This is a genomic window from Flavobacterium frigidum, assembly GCF_048286735.1.
GTDB lineage: Bacteria > Bacteroidota > Bacteroidia > Flavobacteriales > Flavobacteriaceae > Flavobacterium.
In genome coordinates, this window is sequence record NZ_JBLVPU010000017.1 from 1 (window position 1) to 16,079 (window position 16,079).

A 16,079-nucleotide genomic window follows, 5' to 3' on the forward strand; every position below is an offset into this window, starting at 1 on the left:
AACTGTCTTGATAACGCAATTATTGAGAATTTCTTCGGTATATTAAAATCAGAATTGTTTTATCTGAAAAAATACACATCAATTGACCAATTAAAAGGGGAAATAAAGGAGTATATAGATTATTATAATAATGACAGAAGTAAGTCTAATTTAAACAAAATGAGCCCGATACAATATCGAGCTCATTATTATCAAAATTAATTATAAATTTGTCCAAACTTTTGGGTTCAGTCTAGTGAAGGAGCTTTTTTATTTTTAGTCTTGTGAATTATTGAGTTTAGAATTTCGTTTACCGTAAAGGAAGTAAATTAATAGACCTATTGCTAACCAGCCCATCGAGAATTTTTGAGCATCTAAACTAAGTTGAGTCATTAAATAAATGTTAATAGCTATACCACAAACAGCAATTACTGGTAAGGCAGGTACTTTAAAAGTTCGTTCTAAACCAGGTTGTTTAATTCTCAAAATCCATACAGCTATACAAACCATTGTAAAGGCGAATAAAGTTCCAAAACTACACATTTCTGCTAATTTACTAATCGGTGTAAAGGCAGCAACAGTAGCAATAAATCCACCTAAGATCATCAAGTTTGTTTTTGGTGTACCAGATAAAGGATTAACTTTTGAGAAAACAGGAGGAATTAAACCATCTTTTGACATTCCTAAGAAGATACGAGATTGTCCCATGATCATTACCATTAATACTGATATCAAACCTACAGTAGCAGCTATTGTAATAATATAACCAGCCCAAGCTTGTCCAGCAATATCAAATGCGTAAGCTACTGGGGCTTTTATTGCTTCAGGGTATTTTCCTAGTGGGTTAAAGTCTTGGTAGCTAATCATTCCTGTTAATACTAACGATACTAATATGTAAAGAATTGTACATACTAATAATGATACAATGATAGCAAAAGGAACGTCTTTTTTAGGGTTGATTGCTTCACCAGCTTGAGTGGATACAGCATCAAAACCTACATATGCAAAGAAAATGGCCGCAGCTCCGGATACAATACCTTTGAGTCCGTAAGCTTGATGCGGTTTTTCATCAACTATAATAGTTTGTACATCAGGTATAAATGGAGACCAGTTATCTACATTTATGAAGAATGCACCAGCAATAATTACAAAAATTACAGCAGATACTTTTAAGATTACAATAAAGTTGTTCGCACTAGCTGCCTTTTCAGTACCTTTTATTAATAAAGATATTACCAAAATTACAATTAAAAAAGCGGGTAAGTTCATTGAAAATCCTTCGCCAGTATAACTCGCTGGGTCTGTAGTTAGCCAATCGGGTAGTTTTATCCCAAACATTTTGAGCATTTTATTAAAATATCCTGACCATGAAACGGCGACCGTCATAGAGCCCATGGCATATTCTAAAATTAATCCCCAACCAATAATCCAAGCAAAAACTTCACCAATTGTCCCATAAGCATAGGCGTATGCAGAACCTTCCACAGGTAAAATAGAAGCAAATTCTGAATAGCACAACGCTGCAAATACACAGGCAATACCCGCAATTACAAATGAAAGTGCAAGTGCTGGTCCAGCATGATTGTAGGCTCCTGTACCTGTAAGAACGAATATTCCTCCTCCGATAATAGCTCCAATACCAATTGCAGTAAGGCTCCACTTTCCTAAAACTCTTTTTAATTGACTTTTTTTCATATCAGCTTCAAAAGCAGATACTGGTTTAACTCTCCAAATTGACATGGTTGTTTAATGTTTTAAGTTATTAAGCTTCAAATGTATTCTTTTTTGTAAAAAATAAAAATTATTATTTAAGTTTAAGTACTAAAAAATGTGTGAACAACTTATTTTTATCAATTTATCAGTGTTTACGTAAATAAAATATATTTGATTAAGCTCATATTAAAAATGTTTTGTTGTGAGCATTTAGACGTTTCATATTTATTCTTTACTTTTATAATTATTATGTATTAAGCTCTCAAACGTAAACAATGAGTTCAAAAGTTATTCAGTCTTATTTTAATTTTACTCGCGAACAGCGAAGCGGTATTTTTATATTGTTCGGAATTATTATTTTGTTGCAAATTATTTATTTTTTTGTGACCTTTAATGATAAATCTAAAGAGGATCCTGAGAAACAGAAATGGCTTTCCCTTCAATCTGAAGTTGATGCTATGAAAAAAACTGCAAATGAGGAAACATATAAAATTTATCTCTTTAACCCTAATTTTATAACCGATTATAAAGGGTATAAGTTAGGAATGTCAATATTAGAGATTGATCGGCTTTTAGCGTTTCGAAAAGAAAATAAGTATGTGAATTCAGCAAAAGAATTTCAAAATGTGACAAAGGTGTCAGATTCTCTATTAAATGTAATGGCTCCTTATTTTAAATTTCCAGATTGGGTAAACCAAAAAAATGCGCCAAGACAGTATAAAAAGTATTCAAATCCGGCTTTCGCCAAAAAGGAAAATATTGTTCTTATTGATATAAATCAGGCCACGAAAGAGGATTTAGTAAAAATCTATGGAATTGGCGATGCTATTTCTCTTCGGATTTTAAAACAAAAAGAACTTTTGGGAGGATTTGTTTCCATGAAGCAAATGAATGACGTATGGGGATTATCTCCAGAAGTAATAGAAAATTTGAATACCAATTTTAAAGTTTCTGTTCTGCCTGACTTTAAGAAAATAGATATTAATAACGCATCTTTAAAAGAGCTTACTCAGTTTTATTATTTCAGATACGCTTTGGCAAAACAAATAGTTACTTATAGAAGTATGAAAGGAAAAATCAACAATATTGAGGATTTAACAAAAATCAAGGGATTTCCTGTTGATAAAGCAAATTTAATTGGCTTATATTTGGACTTTAATTAAAATTCGGTAACTTGCGGCTTTAAATTCATTTGATTTTTTTAAAAAAATGACTGTTTTATTATGAACTATTTTTTAAATTATCATTTTATTACCTAGCAATCAAAATTCTAACCTCGAAACAAAAATCTATTTATTTTGTTTCAACGCATTCAATTTGTTAAAAAAAAAGTATTAGTTATATGAATTCAATTTATTTTACAGAAGAACACCAATCATTTAGAGAAAGTTTAAAAGATTTTTTACAAAAAGAAGTTGTGCCACATATTGAGAAATGGGAAAAAACTGGCACTATTGAACGCTTTATTTGGAAGAAATTTGGTGAAATGGGCTATTTTGGTATTGCTTATCCTGAGGCATACGGAGGATTAAACTTAGACTTGTTTTACACCGTTATTTTTCTTGAAGAACTTCAAAAAATTAAATCATCTGGTTTTGCAGCTGCGATGTGGGCACATTCATATTTAGCAATGACCCATTTGAACGCCGAAGGCGATGAACGAATTAAACAAGATTATTTAGCGCCAAGTATTGCTGGTGAAAAAATAGGTGCTTTGTGTATATCAGAGCCTTTTGGTGGTAGTGACGTAGCGGGTATGCGAACTAATGCGGTGTTAAAGGGCGATAAGTACGTAATAAATGGCTCAAAAACTTTTATTACAAATGGGGTGTATGCAGATTACTACATTGTGGCTGCAAAAACAAGTCCTGAACTTGGGAATAAGGGAATTAGCATCTTTTTGATGGATAGCAACTTGAAAGGTATTACTGCTAACAAATTGGATAAATTAGGTTGGAGAGCTTCAGATACTGCAGAGTTAGCATTTGATGATGTAGAAATTCCAGTAGAAAATTTGATGGGTGAAGCGGGTAAAGGGTTTCCTTATATTATGCAGCATTTTGCTTTAGAGCGTTTGATCATGGCTATTAATGCTCATGCTAGAGCAGAGTACGCAATTGATTATACTATCGAATACATGTCGCAACGAGAGGCTTTTGGAAAAAAAATCAGCAAGTTTCAGGCATTGAGACATACTATGGTCGAGCATGCCACAGAAGTAGAACATTGCAAAGTGTTTAATTATGCGGCCGTGGCAAGATTAGACAAAGGCGAGTACGTAGTTAAGGAGGCTACAATGGCTAAATTAAAATCTACCAAAGTTTCTGATGAAACTATATACAGTTGTTTACAAATGCTAGGAGGTTATGGTTACATGGAAGAATATCCTCTAGCGCGTTTGTCGAGAGACAGCCGTTTAGGGCCTATTGGTGGTGGAACATCAGAAATCCTCAAAGAGATATTAGGAAAAATGATCATTGATCAACAAAATTACGAGCCAGCAGTTAAATAACATCTCAAATACAGGGTAACAAGCATGAAATATTTCGCGACTTTTTAGTGAATTATTTTATAGACAAGCTTAAAAAAAGCGATAATCAATTTCGATTATCGCTTTTTTCATTTATTCCGTCTGCTATTATTTCTTGAACAATCTCATGTTCTCCCTCTTCAAGCTTTTCTTTTAGATGCTCTTGTTTTGAAGTATTTTTGTTGATGAAAAACTTTGCATATATCGGAAAATGATCAGATCCGAAATATTCTAAACTTCTTAATTCATCAATAAACACATCTGGTGTGTGAAACATTAAATCAATTGGAAATCTTAAAAACCAATATTTGGTATGAAAACTTGAAATGAATCCTCGACCAATTCTTCCGTCGATAGTCTCGCTGGTTTTTCTAAAAAGTATAGAGGATTTTGCCCAAGCTACATTATTGAAATCTCCAACTACGATACAGGTATCGGAGTTTTGTTTTATTTTTTTTGCAATACTCAAAAGTTCTCCATCACGCTCTTTAGAATTTTCTTCTTCAGTAGGACTTGGTGGTGGCGGATGAACGGCAAAAAAAGTGAATTTAAAATTGTCAGCTGTTGTTATTTTTGCCTCAATACTGGGCAGGTCATCCGCCACAAAATAATGAACACTGTGTTTTGTTATTTTTAATTTAGAATATAAATGCATCCCGTAGGTGTTATCTAAGGCTACTTTGATATTGTATTTGTATTTTTGATCCAAAACTGAGAGTGCTTTTTCCCAATTTTCATCAGATTCCATGGTTAAAACAATATCTGGATTGTATTTGTGAACTAAAGCTGTAAATTTTGCGTATTCTAAATTTTCTTGAAATACGTTGGCTGAAAGTACTGTGATTATTTCTGAAGAAACATCACAAGGTTCTCTTTGTACTGACTTGTGAAAAGAAGTATACTTGTAAAGGGCTGCAAGATGACTTATAATACTTAATAAAGTCAAAAATTGAAGAATCGGTATCCAAACATCTGATTCATTTATTAAGATAAAGCTAAAGACTAAAGCCGTAATCTGTAAAATAAGTATTTGAATTTTTCCAAACTCAAAAAATCTATAGAACCAATGTGTAAGTGGCATATAGGGTAAAAAACTTGCAATAAGTAATAGAGTAGAAATTATGATAAACCACATAAACTTTATTTTGTTGGTAAAATTAAATAAAATTATGCAAATACTTGTTAGTTCACTTTATTATCCTACTTTTGCAAACTAAAGAAAGGGGGTGTCTATATTATGTTAATTATACCAATTAAAGACGGAGAAAATATCGATAGAGCGTTAAAACGTTACAAAAGAAAATTTGATAAAACAGGAACTGTTCGTCAATTAAGAGCGCGTACAGCTTTTATTAAACCTTCAGTAACGAATAGAATCAAAATTCAAAAAGCGGCTTATATCCAAAATATGAGAGATAACTTAGAGAGTTAGTCAATATTTATTCAAAATAAAATACCGTTAGTCATCAGAAGTTTTATAACTTTGATGCTAACGGTTTTTTTATGACTACAAATATAGATGCATTTCGAAATTACCTACAATTGGAGAAAAAATATTCTCCACATACCATCATAGCGTATTGCAATGACATTTCTTCTTTCGAATCCTACAATACAATACATTTCGACCAAAAAAATATAGATCAGGCCAATTACAATCAAATAAGGACTTGGATTGTATTTCTTGTTAATGCTGGTTTGTCTAATACTTCCGTCAATAGAAAAATGGCTTCCTTGAAAGCATTTTATAAGTTTTTATTAAAGACCAAGCAGTTAGAAGCAAGTCCGTTACTTAAACACAAAGCTTTAAAGTCGCAAAAAATCCTTCAGATTCCCTTTTCAGAAAAAGAAGTTGTCGATGTTTTAGATGTAATGAATAACACTTCAGGTTTCGAAGGTATTCGAAATAAGCTTATCATAGATTTGTTTTATACTACCGGGATGCGTCGGGCAGAGTTGATAGGTTTGAAAATAGTCAATTTAGATCTGGCTGGTGGTACTATAAAAGTATTGGGAAAGCGCAATAAGGAACGTATTTTACCAATTTTACCTATTATAAAAGAGCAGTTTTTTCTGTTCCTAGAAGAGCGAGACCGCTTGATTTCCATTGTTGATTGTGATTATTTATTTCTAACAAAAAAAGGGTTAAAATTAAATGAATCCTTTGTGTATCGATTAATAAATTCTTACTTTAGTGGAGTCTCTGAAAAAGTAAAAAAGAGTCCCCATATCTTGAGGCATACTTTTGCAACGCATTTGTTAAATAATGGAGCAGATTTAAATTCACTCAAAGAGTTATTAGGTCATTCTAGTTTAGCGTCAACGCAAATATACACGCACAATAGTTTATCAGAGCTTAAAAGTGTATACGAAGGAGCGCATCCTAGAATGAATAAGTAATTTGGAGAAATGTTTAACTATTAAAAAAAAAATTATGAAGGTAAGTGTTCATGCGGTTAACTTTACTGTTGACAAAAAACTGGTAGATTTTGTTCAGGATAGAATGGACAAGTTGGAAAAGTACTATGATAAAGTGGTATCAGCAGATGTTTTTTTGAAGGTTGAAAAAACAAGTGATAAGGAAAACAAAATTGCCGAAGTAAAAATCAATGTTCCTGGCGATGATTTTTTAGTTAAAAAACAATGTAAAACTTTTGAAGAAGCTGTTGAGCTCTCGGCAGAATCCTTAGAGAGAATGTTAATAAAAAGAAAAGAAAAAATAAGTTCACACATTTAAAATTATTTTTTTTTAAAAAATGTTTTGAATGAGAGATAAAATCTTTACATTTGCAGTCCGTTAGAAATAGCGGACTTTTTTTATTGATTTGCCAGCGTAGCTCAGTTGGCTAGAGCAGCTGATTTGTAATCAGCAGGTCGTGGGTTCGAGTCCCTCCGCCGGCTCAAAAATGTAAAGGTTAATAATAGAAAAAGTAGGGGAGATACTCAAGCGGCCAACGAGGGCAGACTGTAAATCTGCTGTGTAAACTTCGCAGGTTCGAATCCTGCTCTCCCCACTAAGAAAATTAAATTGTGGTAATTGAATTGAAAAATTCAAAACTGTGATTTAAACTCTTTGATAAGAGGTTCTGCCGACTTAGCTCAGAGGTAGAGTGCTTCCTTGGTAAGGAAGAGGTCACGGGTTCAATTCCCGTAGTTGGCTCAATTAAGTAGGAAATTGAAATAAATATATAAACTAGATTAAAAATTAAGTAAAATGGCAAAAGAAACCTTTAACCGTAACAAGCCCCACTTAAACATTGGTACAATTGGGCACGTAGATCACGGAAAAACTACATTAACTGCAGCAATAACTAAAGTGTTATCTGATGCTGGTTACTGTCAAGCAAAATCATTTGATCAAATTGATAATGCACCTGAAGAAAAAGAAAGAGGTATTACAATTAATACATCTCACGTTGAGTACGAAACTGCTAATCGTCATTACGCTCACGTTGACTGTCCAGGTCACGCGGATTACGTAAAGAACATGGTTACTGGAGCTGCGCAAATGGATGGTGCTATTCTTGTAGTAGCTGCAACTGATGGTCCAATGCCACAAACACGTGAGCACATTCTTTTAGGTCGTCAGGTTGGTATTCCTAGAATGGTTGTATTCATGAACAAAGTGGATATGGTTGATGACGAGGAATTATTAGAACTTGTTGAAATGGAAATTAGAGACTTATTGTCTTTTTATGAATATGATGGAGATAATTGTCCAGTTATTCAAGGGTCAGCTCTTGGTGGATTAAACAATGATCCAGTTTGGACTCCAAAAATTCTTGAACTAATGGAAGCAGTAGATTCTTGGATTGAAGAGCCAATTAGAGATACTGAAAAGCCTTTCTTGATGCCAGTTGAAGATGTATTTACTATTACTGGTCGTGGAACTGTAGCTACAGGTCGTATCGAAACTGGTATTGCTAATACAGGTGATGCTGTTGAAATCATTGGTATGGGAGCTGAAAAATTAACTTCTACAATTACAGGAGTTGAGATGTTCCGTAAAATCCTTGATAGAGGTGAAGCTGGAGATAACGTAGGTTTATTGTTAAGAGGTGTTGATAAAGAATCTATCAAAAGAGGAATGGTTATCATTAAGCCAGGATCAGTAAAACCACACGCTACTTTCAAAGCTGAGGTTTATATCTTGAAAAAAGAAGAAGGTGGACGTCATACTCCATTCCATAATAACTACCGTCCACAGTTTTACGTACGTACAACTGACGTAACAGGAGTTATTACTTTACCAGAAGGTGTAGAGATGGTAATGCCAGGAGACAACTTAACGATCAATGTATCTTTGTTAAGCCCAATCGCAATGAGCGTTGGTTTACGTTTCGCTATCCGTGAAGGTGGTAGAACTGTAGGTGCTGGACAAGTTACTGAGATAGTAGGTTAATCCATTAAATATATTCAAAAAAGTAGTGTCGTTTAACGATGACACTACTTTTTATTCTACGGGCGTAGTTCAAGGGTAGAATAGCGGTCTCCAAAACCGTTGATGGGGGTTCGAATCCCTCCGCCCGTGCAAAAAAATAAATCATAATGACAAAAGTTGTTAATTACATATCAGAAGCATTTGAGGAATTAAAGTCAAATGTAACTTGGCCTGCTTGGTCTGAGGTGCAACGTCTTACGATTGTTGTTGCTGTTTTTTCAGTTTTATTCGCTTTGGCAACTTGGGGAGTAGATGAAATTTTTGCGAAAGCTTTGGCTGGATTTTTTAACTGGATTAAAGCGTAATTCCCTCGTTATGGCAGATAATAATATTAAGAAGTGGTATGTCGTTAGAGCGGTCAGTGGTCAAGAGAATAAGGTAAAAGCTTATATTGAGACTGAAATAGCAAGACTTGGAATGGAAGATTATGTATCTCAAGTTTTAGTTCCTACTGAGAAAGTAGTTACAGTAAAAGAGGGGAAAAAAATAGTCAAAGACAAAGTTTATTTTCCGGGTTATGTTATGATTGAAGCTAATCTTGTTGGTGAAATACCTCATATTATCAAGTCTATAACAAGCGTTATTGGTTTTTTAGGTGAAATCAAAGGTGGAGAACCTGTTCCATTGAGAATGTCTGAAGTCAATAGAATGTTGGGTAAAGTAGATGAGTTAGCTGTAAATACAGATACTCGTTCTATTCCCTTTAATATTGGAGAAACAATTAAGGTTGTTGATGGCCCTTTTAATGGTTTCAATGGAACTGTTGAAAAAATCAATGAAGAAAAGCGTAAACTAGAAGTAATGGTTAAAATTTTCGGTAGAAAAACACCATTAGAGCTTAGTTTTATGCAAGTTGAAAAAGTATAATTTTTTGTTACATCTATAATATCCATTATAATCGCTTCCATTGATTGTAATGTTAAATTTTTTAAAAAATGGCTAAAGAAATTAGTAAGGTAGTTAAACTACAAGTTAAGGGAGGTGCTGCGAACCCGTCGCCACCGGTTGGACCTGCTTTAGGAGCTGCTGGGGTAAACATCATGGAATTCTGTAAGCAATTTAATGCTAGAACTCAGGATAAACCCGGCAAAATATGCCCAGTACAAATTACTGTGTATAAAGACAAATCATTTGATTTTGTTGTAAAAACTCCTCCGGCGGCTGTCCAGTTATTGGAAGCTGCAAAGCTAAAGTCAGGATCTGGTGAACCAAATCGTAAAAAAGTAGCAAGCGTTACTTGGGATGTTATCAAAGCAATTGCTGAAGATAAAATGGTAGATTTAAATGCATTCACAATCGAATCTGCTATGAGCATGATTGCTGGAACAGCTAGATCTATGGGTATAACTGTATCAGGAGATTCTCCTTTTTAATTAAGAGAAAGACATGGCAAAATTGACAAAAAAGCAAAAAGAGGCTGCTTCAAAAATTGAAAAGAACAAATTATACTCTTTAAAAGATGCAGCTGCATTGATAAAGGTTATTGCTTCTGCAAAATTTGATGAGTCTGTTGATATCGCTGTTCGATTGGGTGTAGATCCAAGAAAAGCGAATCAAATGGTAAGAGGTGTAGTAACATTACCTCATGGAACTGGTAAAGATGTAAAAGTATTAGCATTAGTTACTCCAGATAAAGAAGCGGAAGCTTTGGCTGCTGGTGCTGACTATGTAGGTCTTGACGATTACCTTCAAAAAATTAAAGACGGTTGGACAGATGTTGATGTTATCATCACGATGCCTGCTGTTATGGGTAAATTAGGCCCATTAGGTCGTATTTTAGGACCTAGAGGTTTAATGCCAAATCCTAAAACAGGTACAGTAACTATGGATGTTGCTAAGGCTGTTCAAGAGGTTAAAGCTGGTAAAATTGACTTTAAAGTTGACAAAACTGGTATCGTACATGCAGGAATTGGTAAAGTTTCTTTTGGAGCTGAGCAAATTTATGACAATGCACACGAAATTATTCAAACATTAATCAAACTTAAGCCAACTGCTGCTAAAGGTACCTACATTAAAGGTATTCACCTTACAAGCACTATGAGTCCTGCAATTGCATTGGATCCAAAAGCAGTATAATTGGTAGTTAATAATTTTTAGTATGACTAGAGAAGAAAAATCAATCGCGATTGAAGAATTAACTGCACAGTTAGCTGGTACAAATATCATATACATATCTGATATTTCAGGACTTAATGCAGAGACTACTTCAAGCTTGAGAAGGGCTTGCTTTAAAGCAGGTATAAAATTAGAGGTTGTAAAAAACACTTTGCTTGCAAAAGCAATGGAAGCTTCTGATAATGATTATGGTGATTTACCATCTGTATTGACTGGTAATAGTGCTATATTTATTTCAGATGTTGCAAATGCACCTGGAAAAATAATTAAAGATTTCAGAAAAAAATCAGCTAAACCTGTATTAAAGGGGGCTTACATAAATGCTGAAATTTATATTGGAGACGATCAATTAGATGCATTAGCAACTATTAAATCTAAAGAAGAGCTTATCGGCGAAATCATTGGATTGCTTCAATCACCAGCTCAAAGAGTTATTTCTGCTCTTCAAAACCAATTCGCTAAAAGCGAAGAGGCTACAGAAGAAGTGGAAGCATAATAAAACCGACTTTATAGTCTAAGTTTTATTTTAAAAAGCGCACAATAAATAAATTATATTTTTACAAATCATTTTAAAACGATAGAAAAAATGGCAGATTTGAAACAATTCGCAGAACAATTAGTTAACCTAACGGTAAAAGAAGTTAACGAATTAGCAACAATATTAAAAGATGAGTACGGAATCGAACCAGCTGCTGCAGCTGTAGTAGTTTCAGGTGGTGGTGAGGCTGCTGCTGAAGAGGTTCAAACAGAATTTACAGTTGTATTGAAAGAAGCTGGTGCTTCTAAATTAGCGGTTGTAAAATTAGTTAAAGAACTTACAGGTTTAGGTTTGAAAGAAGCTAAAGATGTAGTTGATAGCGCACCAAGTAATGTAAAAGAAGGTGTTTCTAAAGAAGAGGCTGAAGGTCTTAAAAAATCTTTAGAAGAAGCTGGAGCTGTTGTTGAGCTTAAATAGTTAAACTCAGTTTAAAGAATAAGGTTTAGGTCTTGGGTTTAGTCACCCAATGACCTAAACCATTTTTCGTATAACAAAAGTCTAGCTTGTTTTATTACAATTTATACTTTTTAATACAATAATTTTATCCATTACGAGAAAATAAATCAATAGATAATAAGAAAGTAGTTATCTTAAATTGATTTTTTAAAGATGTAATGGTTGTAAAATTTAAACGTAAATAAGTTTTTATTTACACCAAAAATTACTTTTTTAATCAAAATTTTGTCCATTGATGCTAACAAATCAGACTGAAAGATTGAATTTTGCCTCCACAAAAAATATTCCTGACTATCCAGATTTTCTAGATGTTCAGGTTAAATCGTTTAAAGATTTTTTTCAATTAGAAACTAAATCTGACGAAAGAGGTGACGAAGGGCTTTACAACACCTTCATGGAAAACTTCCCAATTACTGATACAAGAAATAACTTTGTATTAGAATTCCTTGATTATTTTGTAGATCCACCACGTTATACAATTCAAGAATGTATAGAAAGAGGTCTTACTTATAGTGTGCCTTTAAAAGCAAGGTTAAAATTATATTGTACAGATCCAGAACACGAAGATTTTGAAACTATTGTTCAAGATGTTTATCTTGGTACAATTCCTTACATGACACCGAGTGGTACCTTTGTTATAAATGGTGCTGAGCGTGTAGTTGTTTCTCAATTACACAGATCTCCGGGTGTTTTCTTTGGTCAATCATTCCATGCAAATGGAACAAAATTGTATTCTGCCAGAGTAATTCCTTTTAAAGGTTCTTGGATAGAATTTTCAACAGATATTAATAGTGTAATGTACGCTTATATCGACAGAAAGAAAAAGTTACCTGTTACTACTTTATTTCGTGCTATTGGATTCGAAAGAGATAAAGATATTCTTGAGATTTTTGATCTTGCAGAGGAAATTAAAGTTTCTAAGACAGGACTTAAAAAGTACATCGGTAGAAAATTAGCTGCACGTGTATTGAATACATGGCATGAAGATTTCGTTGATGAAGATACTGGTGAGGTAGTTTCTATCGAACGTAACGAAATAATCCTTGATAGAGATACAATTATCGACAAAGATAATGTTGAGGAAATCATTGATTCTAACGTTAAATCTATTTTGTTGCACAAAGAAGATGCTAATCAAGGTGATTATGCTATCATTCATAATACATTGCAAAAAGATCCAACAAACTCTGAAAAAGAGGCTGTTGAACATATTTATAGACAATTACGTAACGCTGAACCGCCTGATGAAGAAACGGCTCGTGGTATTATAGATAAATTGTTCTTCTCTGACCAACGTTACAACTTAGGTGAGGTAGGTCGTTATAGAATAAATAAAAAATTAGGTTTAGATACTCCGATGGAAAAGCAAGTCTTGACCAAAGAAGATATCATAACTATTGTAAAATATTTGATCGAATTGATTAACTCTAAAGCAGAGATTGATGATATTGATCACTTATCAAACCGTCGTGTTAGAACAGTTGGAGAACAATTGTCTCAACAATTCGGTGTTGGTTTAGCGCGTATGGCTAGAACCATTCGTGAGAGAATGAACGTTAGAGATAACGAGGTGTTTACACCAATAGATTTGATTAATGCAAAAACATTATCTTCTGTTATCAACTCTTTCTTTGGAACAAACCAGTTGTCTCAGTTTATGGATCAAACGAATCCACTTGCCGAGATTACGCACAAGAGAAGACTATCTGCACTAGGACCAGGTGGACTTTCGAGAGAAAGAGCCGGATTTGAAGTACGTGACGTTCACTATACGCATTACGGACGTTTATGTCCAATTGAAACTCCTGAGGGACCAAACATTGGTTTGATTTCATCTCTTGGGGTTTATGCTAAAGTAAACGGAATGGGTTTCATTGAAACACCATACCGTAAAGTAACCAATGGAACTGTAGATTTAGTGTCTACTCCAGTGTACTTAAGCGCAGAAGAAGAAGAAGGAATGATGATTGCTCAGGCAAACATTCAAATGGATGCTACTGGAAAAATTACTGCCGAAGATGTAATTGCACGTCAAGAAGGTGATTTCCCGGTAATTGAACCAACAAGAGTAGATTATACCGATGTTGCGCCAAACCAGATTGCTTCTATATCAGCGTCTTTGATTCCTTTCTTGGAACATGATGATGCGAATAGAGCACTGATGGGATCTAACATGATGCGTCAGGCCGTACCATTAATTCGTCCTGAAGCTCCTATTGTTGGAACTGGTTTAGAGCGTCAAGTAGCTTCTGATTCTAGAGTATTGATTAATGCTGAGGGAGATGGAGTTATAGAATATGTAGATGCAAATATCATCACTATCAAATACGATCGTTCTGAAGAAGAAAGAATGGTGAGTTTTGAGCCAGATGAGAAAACATACAATCTAATTAAATTTAGAAAAACCAATCAAGGTACAAGTATCAACCTTAAACCAATCGTAAGAAAAGGGGATAGAGTGGTACCTGGACAAGTATTATCAGAAGGATATGCTACTCAAAACGGTGAATTAGCTTTAGGTCGTAACCTAAAAGTTGCTTTTATGCCATGGAAGGGATACAACTTTGAGGATGCGATTGTAATTTCTGAAAAAGTGGTTCGTGACGATATTTTTACTTCTATTCACGTGGATGATTATTCACTTGAAGTTAGAGATACTAAATTAGGTAACGAAGAATTAACGAACGATATACCGAACGTTTCTGAAGAAGCTACTAAAGATTTAGATGAAAATGGTATGATTAGAATTGGAGCAGAGGTAAAACCTGGCGACATTCTGATCGGAAAAATTACTCCAAAAGGAGAATCAGATCCTACCCCAGAAGAGAAATTGCTTCGTGCAATCTTCGGGGATAAAGCAGGTGATGTAAAAGATGCTTCATTAAAAGCGTCTCCTTCTTTACATGGTGTTGTTTTAGACAAAAAATTGTTTGCAAGAGCAGTAAAAGATAAACGTAAACGTACGCAAGACAAGGATGCTTTAGGAGCACTTGAAATGGAGTTTGAAGTTAAATTTGTTGAATTAAAAGACAAATTAGTAGAAAAACTTTTCTTGATCGTAAACGGAAAAACATCTCAAGGTGTAATGAATGATTTGGGTGAAGAAGTTTTACCAAAAGGTAAAAAATACACGCAAAAAATGCTTTATGCTGTTGAAGATTTCGCTCACTTAAGTAAAGGTCAATGGGTTGCTGATGATGCAACTAATAAAATGGTGAATGATTTAATTCATAACTATAAAATTAAATTGAACGATTTACAAGGTGCATTACGTAGAGAGAAATTCACTATTACTGTTGGAGATGAATTGCCAGCAGGAATCTTGAAACTAGCTAAAGTATATATTGCCAAAAAACGTAAACTTAAAGTTGGGGATAAAATGGCAGGACGTCACGGTAACAAAGGTATTGTTGCTCGTATCGTTCGTCATGAAGATATGCCTTTCCTAGAAGATGGAACACCAGTTGATATCGTGTTGAACCCATTAGGTGTACCTTCACGTATGAACATTGGTCAAATTTATGAAACGGTACTTGGTTGGGCTGGTATGAACTTGGGTAGAAAATTTGCTACACCAATTTTTGACGGAGCAACTTTAGATCAAATCAATGAATTGACCGACGAAGCTGGAATACCACGTTTTGGACATACACATTTATATGATGGTGGTACAGGAGAGCGTTTCCATCAAGCGGCTACAGTAGGAGTTATCTACATGTTGAAACTTGGACACATGGTTGACGATAAAATGCACGCACGTTCTATAGGCCCATACTCGTTGATTACACAACAACCACTTGGGGGTAAAGCTCAATTTGGAGGTCAACGTTTTGGAGAGATGGAGGTTTGGGCACTTGAAGCTTATGGAGCATCAAGTACTCTTAGAGAAATCTTGACTGTGAAATCTGATGATGTTATTGGTAGAGCAAAAACTTACGAAGCAATCGTAAAAGGTGAATCTATGCCAGAGCCAGGATTACCTGAATCATTCAATGTATTGATGCATGAATTGAAAGGTCTTGGACTAGACATTCGTTTAGAAGAATAAAGGTTAGTATTCAGTGTTCAGTATTTAGTAATCAGTGATAAACTGAACGCTAAATCCTGAATACTGAACACTTTTTTATAAGAGTTTTTAGGATTTAGACCCGTAACCCGTTCCGATTTTTTATAAGATCTCAGAAGATTTTATAACTAGCACTTCAAAAATTAGTTGAAGTTTAGAGAAGTAATCCGAGGTAATGTTACAGTCATAAAGTCAAATGTCTTAAAGTTTTAAAGTCTAGTGTGACTTTCGACTTTCGACT

Annotated in this window: 16 protein-coding genes and 4 tRNA genes; 18 read left to right on the forward strand and 2 right to left on the reverse strand. The window is 34.2% G+C overall.

Annotation, left to right across the window (positions count from 1 at the left end; genetic code table 11):
- Window positions 1-201: IS3 family transposase (locus tag ACNQGO_RS10745; protein WP_417985255.1), on the forward strand; the 201-nt coding region annotated here is incomplete at its 5' end.
- Between the two features lie 54 nt (window positions 202-255).
- On the opposite strand, the gene ACNQGO_RS10750 is transcribed toward ACNQGO_RS10745, so the two are convergent.
- The gene (locus ACNQGO_RS10750) at window positions 256-1,719 is read right to left on the reverse strand and encodes an amino acid permease (protein WP_417947330.1); all 1,464 of its coding nucleotides are present in this window, start codon (window positions 1,717-1,719) and stop codon (window positions 256-258) included.
- Between the two features lie 332 nt (window positions 1,720-2,051).
- Between ACNQGO_RS10750 and ACNQGO_RS10755 the strand changes: the two genes are divergently transcribed.
- On the forward strand, window positions 2,052-2,855 hold the full coding sequence (locus tag ACNQGO_RS10755; protein ID WP_417985256.1) for a ComEA family DNA-binding protein: 804 nt from the start codon (window positions 2,052-2,054) through the stop codon (window positions 2,853-2,855).
- Window positions 2,856-3,034: 179 nt separating this feature from the next.
- Window positions 3,035-4,204 (forward strand): acyl-CoA dehydrogenase family protein, encoded by a 1,170-nt coding sequence (locus ACNQGO_RS10760; protein WP_417946890.1) that lies wholly within the window; start codon window positions 3,035-3,037, stop codon window positions 4,202-4,204.
- Between the two features lie 85 nt (window positions 4,205-4,289).
- Here the strand turns inward: ACNQGO_RS10760 and ACNQGO_RS10765 are convergent, their stop codons facing one another.
- The gene (locus ACNQGO_RS10765) at window positions 4,290-5,357 is read right to left on the reverse strand and encodes an endonuclease/exonuclease/phosphatase family protein (protein WP_417946892.1); all 1,068 of its coding nucleotides are present in this window, start codon (window positions 5,355-5,357) and stop codon (window positions 4,290-4,292) included.
- A 102-nt stretch (window positions 5,358-5,459) separates the two neighbouring features.
- Here ACNQGO_RS10765 and rpsU point away from each other — a divergent pair, with 102 nt between their 5' ends.
- The 15 genes from rpsU to rpoB all read left to right on the forward strand — a co-directional run bounded on the left by rpsU (window position 5,460) and on the right by rpoB (window position 15,820).
- Complete coding sequence (rpsU, locus tag ACNQGO_RS10770; protein WP_035670421.1) at window positions 5,460-5,654, forward strand: 30S ribosomal protein S21; 195 nt, start codon at window positions 5,460-5,462, stop codon at window positions 5,652-5,654.
- Window positions 5,655-5,725: 71 nt separating this feature from the next.
- A complete protein-coding gene (locus ACNQGO_RS10775) occupies window positions 5,726-6,622 on the forward strand; it encodes a tyrosine-type recombinase/integrase (protein ID WP_417985257.1) in 897 nt (298 codons plus the stop codon).
- Between the two features lie 34 nt (window positions 6,623-6,656).
- Window positions 6,657-6,959, forward strand: coding sequence for a ribosome hibernation-promoting factor, HPF/YfiA family (hpf, locus tag ACNQGO_RS10780; RefSeq protein ID WP_309757925.1), 303 nt, complete (start codon window positions 6,657-6,659; stop codon window positions 6,957-6,959).
- Between the two features lie 90 nt (window positions 6,960-7,049).
- Window positions 7,050-7,123, forward strand: a tRNA-Thr gene (locus ACNQGO_RS10785).
- A gap of 32 nt (window positions 7,124-7,155) precedes the next feature.
- A tRNA-Tyr gene (locus ACNQGO_RS10790) sits at window positions 7,156-7,236 on the forward strand.
- A gap of 74 nt (window positions 7,237-7,310) precedes the next feature.
- Window positions 7,311-7,382: transfer RNA gene (locus ACNQGO_RS10795), tRNA-Thr, on the forward strand.
- Window positions 7,383-7,436: 54 nt separating this feature from the next.
- Window positions 7,437-8,624 carry an elongation factor Tu gene (gene tuf, locus ACNQGO_RS10800; protein WP_417985258.1) on the forward strand — a complete coding sequence of 396 codons (1,188 nt, stop codon included), beginning with the start codon at window positions 7,437-7,439 and terminating at the stop codon, window positions 8,622-8,624.
- A gap of 58 nt (window positions 8,625-8,682) precedes the next feature.
- Window positions 8,683-8,753: transfer RNA gene (locus tag ACNQGO_RS10805), tRNA-Trp, on the forward strand.
- Between the two features lie 17 nt (window positions 8,754-8,770).
- Window positions 8,771-8,968, forward strand: coding sequence for a preprotein translocase subunit SecE (gene secE, locus ACNQGO_RS10810; RefSeq protein ID WP_417946898.1), 198 nt, complete (start codon window positions 8,771-8,773; stop codon window positions 8,966-8,968).
- A gap of 10 nt (window positions 8,969-8,978) precedes the next feature.
- Window positions 8,979-9,530: a transcription termination/antitermination protein NusG gene (gene nusG / locus ACNQGO_RS10815; RefSeq protein ID WP_417946899.1), complete on the forward strand. Its 552-nt coding sequence runs from the start codon at window positions 8,979-8,981 to the stop codon at window positions 9,528-9,530.
- Between the two features lie 68 nt (window positions 9,531-9,598).
- Complete coding sequence (rplK, locus tag ACNQGO_RS10820) at window positions 9,599-10,036, forward strand: 50S ribosomal protein L11 (RefSeq protein ID WP_035639405.1); 438 nt, start codon at window positions 9,599-9,601, stop codon at window positions 10,034-10,036.
- A 13-nt stretch (window positions 10,037-10,049) separates the two neighbouring features.
- Window positions 10,050-10,739 carry a 50S ribosomal protein L1 gene (gene rplA / locus ACNQGO_RS10825; RefSeq protein ID WP_039111376.1) on the forward strand — a complete coding sequence of 230 codons (690 nt, stop codon included), beginning with the start codon at window positions 10,050-10,052 and terminating at the stop codon, window positions 10,737-10,739.
- Between the two features lie 22 nt (window positions 10,740-10,761).
- The gene (rplJ, locus tag ACNQGO_RS10830) at window positions 10,762-11,274 is read left to right on the forward strand and encodes a 50S ribosomal protein L10 (RefSeq protein WP_417946902.1); all 513 of its coding nucleotides are present in this window, start codon (window positions 10,762-10,764) and stop codon (window positions 11,272-11,274) included.
- 90 nt (window positions 11,275-11,364) lie between these two features.
- Window positions 11,365-11,733, forward strand: a complete 369-nt coding sequence (gene rplL, locus ACNQGO_RS10835) for a 50S ribosomal protein L7/L12 (RefSeq protein WP_035670434.1) — start codon at window positions 11,365-11,367, stop codon at window positions 11,731-11,733.
- A 274-nt stretch (window positions 11,734-12,007) separates the two neighbouring features.
- Window positions 12,008-15,820 (forward strand): DNA-directed RNA polymerase subunit beta, encoded by a 3,813-nt coding sequence (gene rpoB / locus ACNQGO_RS10840; protein WP_417946904.1) that lies wholly within the window; start codon window positions 12,008-12,010, stop codon window positions 15,818-15,820.
- The last annotated feature ends 259 nt before the right edge of the window (window positions 15,821-16,079 follow it).

What these genes read in the sequence shown, in the direction of transcription:
- ACNQGO_RS10760 (WP_417946890.1), top strand. Translation starts at nt 3,035, where the DNA reads ATGAATTCAATTTATTTTACAGAAGAACACCAATCATTTAGAGAAAGT.
- rplA (WP_039111376.1), top strand. Translation starts at nt 10,050, where the DNA reads ATGGCAAAATTGACAAAAAAGCAAAAAGAGGCTGCTTCAAAAATTGAA.
- rplJ (WP_417946902.1), top strand. Translation starts at nt 10,762, where the DNA reads ATGACTAGAGAAGAAAAATCAATCGCGATTGAAGAATTAACTGCACAG.
- ACNQGO_RS10765 (WP_417946892.1), bottom strand. Translation starts at nt 5,357, where the DNA reads ATGTGGTTTATCATAATTTCTACTCTATTACTTATTGCAAGTTTTTTA.
- hpf (WP_309757925.1), top strand. Translation starts at nt 6,657, where the DNA reads ATGAAGGTAAGTGTTCATGCGGTTAACTTTACTGTTGACAAAAAACTG.
- ACNQGO_RS10750 (WP_417947330.1), bottom strand. Translation starts at nt 1,719, where the DNA reads ATGTCAATTTGGAGAGTTAAACCAGTATCTGCTTTTGAAGCTGATATG.
- secE (WP_417946898.1), top strand. Translation starts at nt 8,771, where the DNA reads ATGACAAAAGTTGTTAATTACATATCAGAAGCATTTGAGGAATTAAAG.
- rpsU (WP_035670421.1), top strand. Translation starts at nt 5,460, where the DNA reads ATGTTAATTATACCAATTAAAGACGGAGAAAATATCGATAGAGCGTTA.
- rplK (WP_035639405.1), top strand. Translation starts at nt 9,599, where the DNA reads ATGGCTAAAGAAATTAGTAAGGTAGTTAAACTACAAGTTAAGGGAGGT.
- tuf (WP_417985258.1), top strand. Translation starts at nt 7,437, where the DNA reads ATGGCAAAAGAAACCTTTAACCGTAACAAGCCCCACTTAAACATTGGT.
- rplL (WP_035670434.1), top strand. Translation starts at nt 11,365, where the DNA reads ATGGCAGATTTGAAACAATTCGCAGAACAATTAGTTAACCTAACGGTA.
- nusG (WP_417946899.1), top strand. Translation starts at nt 8,979, where the DNA reads ATGGCAGATAATAATATTAAGAAGTGGTATGTCGTTAGAGCGGTCAGT.
- ACNQGO_RS10775 (WP_417985257.1), top strand. Translation starts at nt 5,726, where the DNA reads ATGACTACAAATATAGATGCATTTCGAAATTACCTACAATTGGAGAAA.
- rpoB (WP_417946904.1), top strand. Translation starts at nt 12,008, where the DNA reads ATGCTAACAAATCAGACTGAAAGATTGAATTTTGCCTCCACAAAAAAT.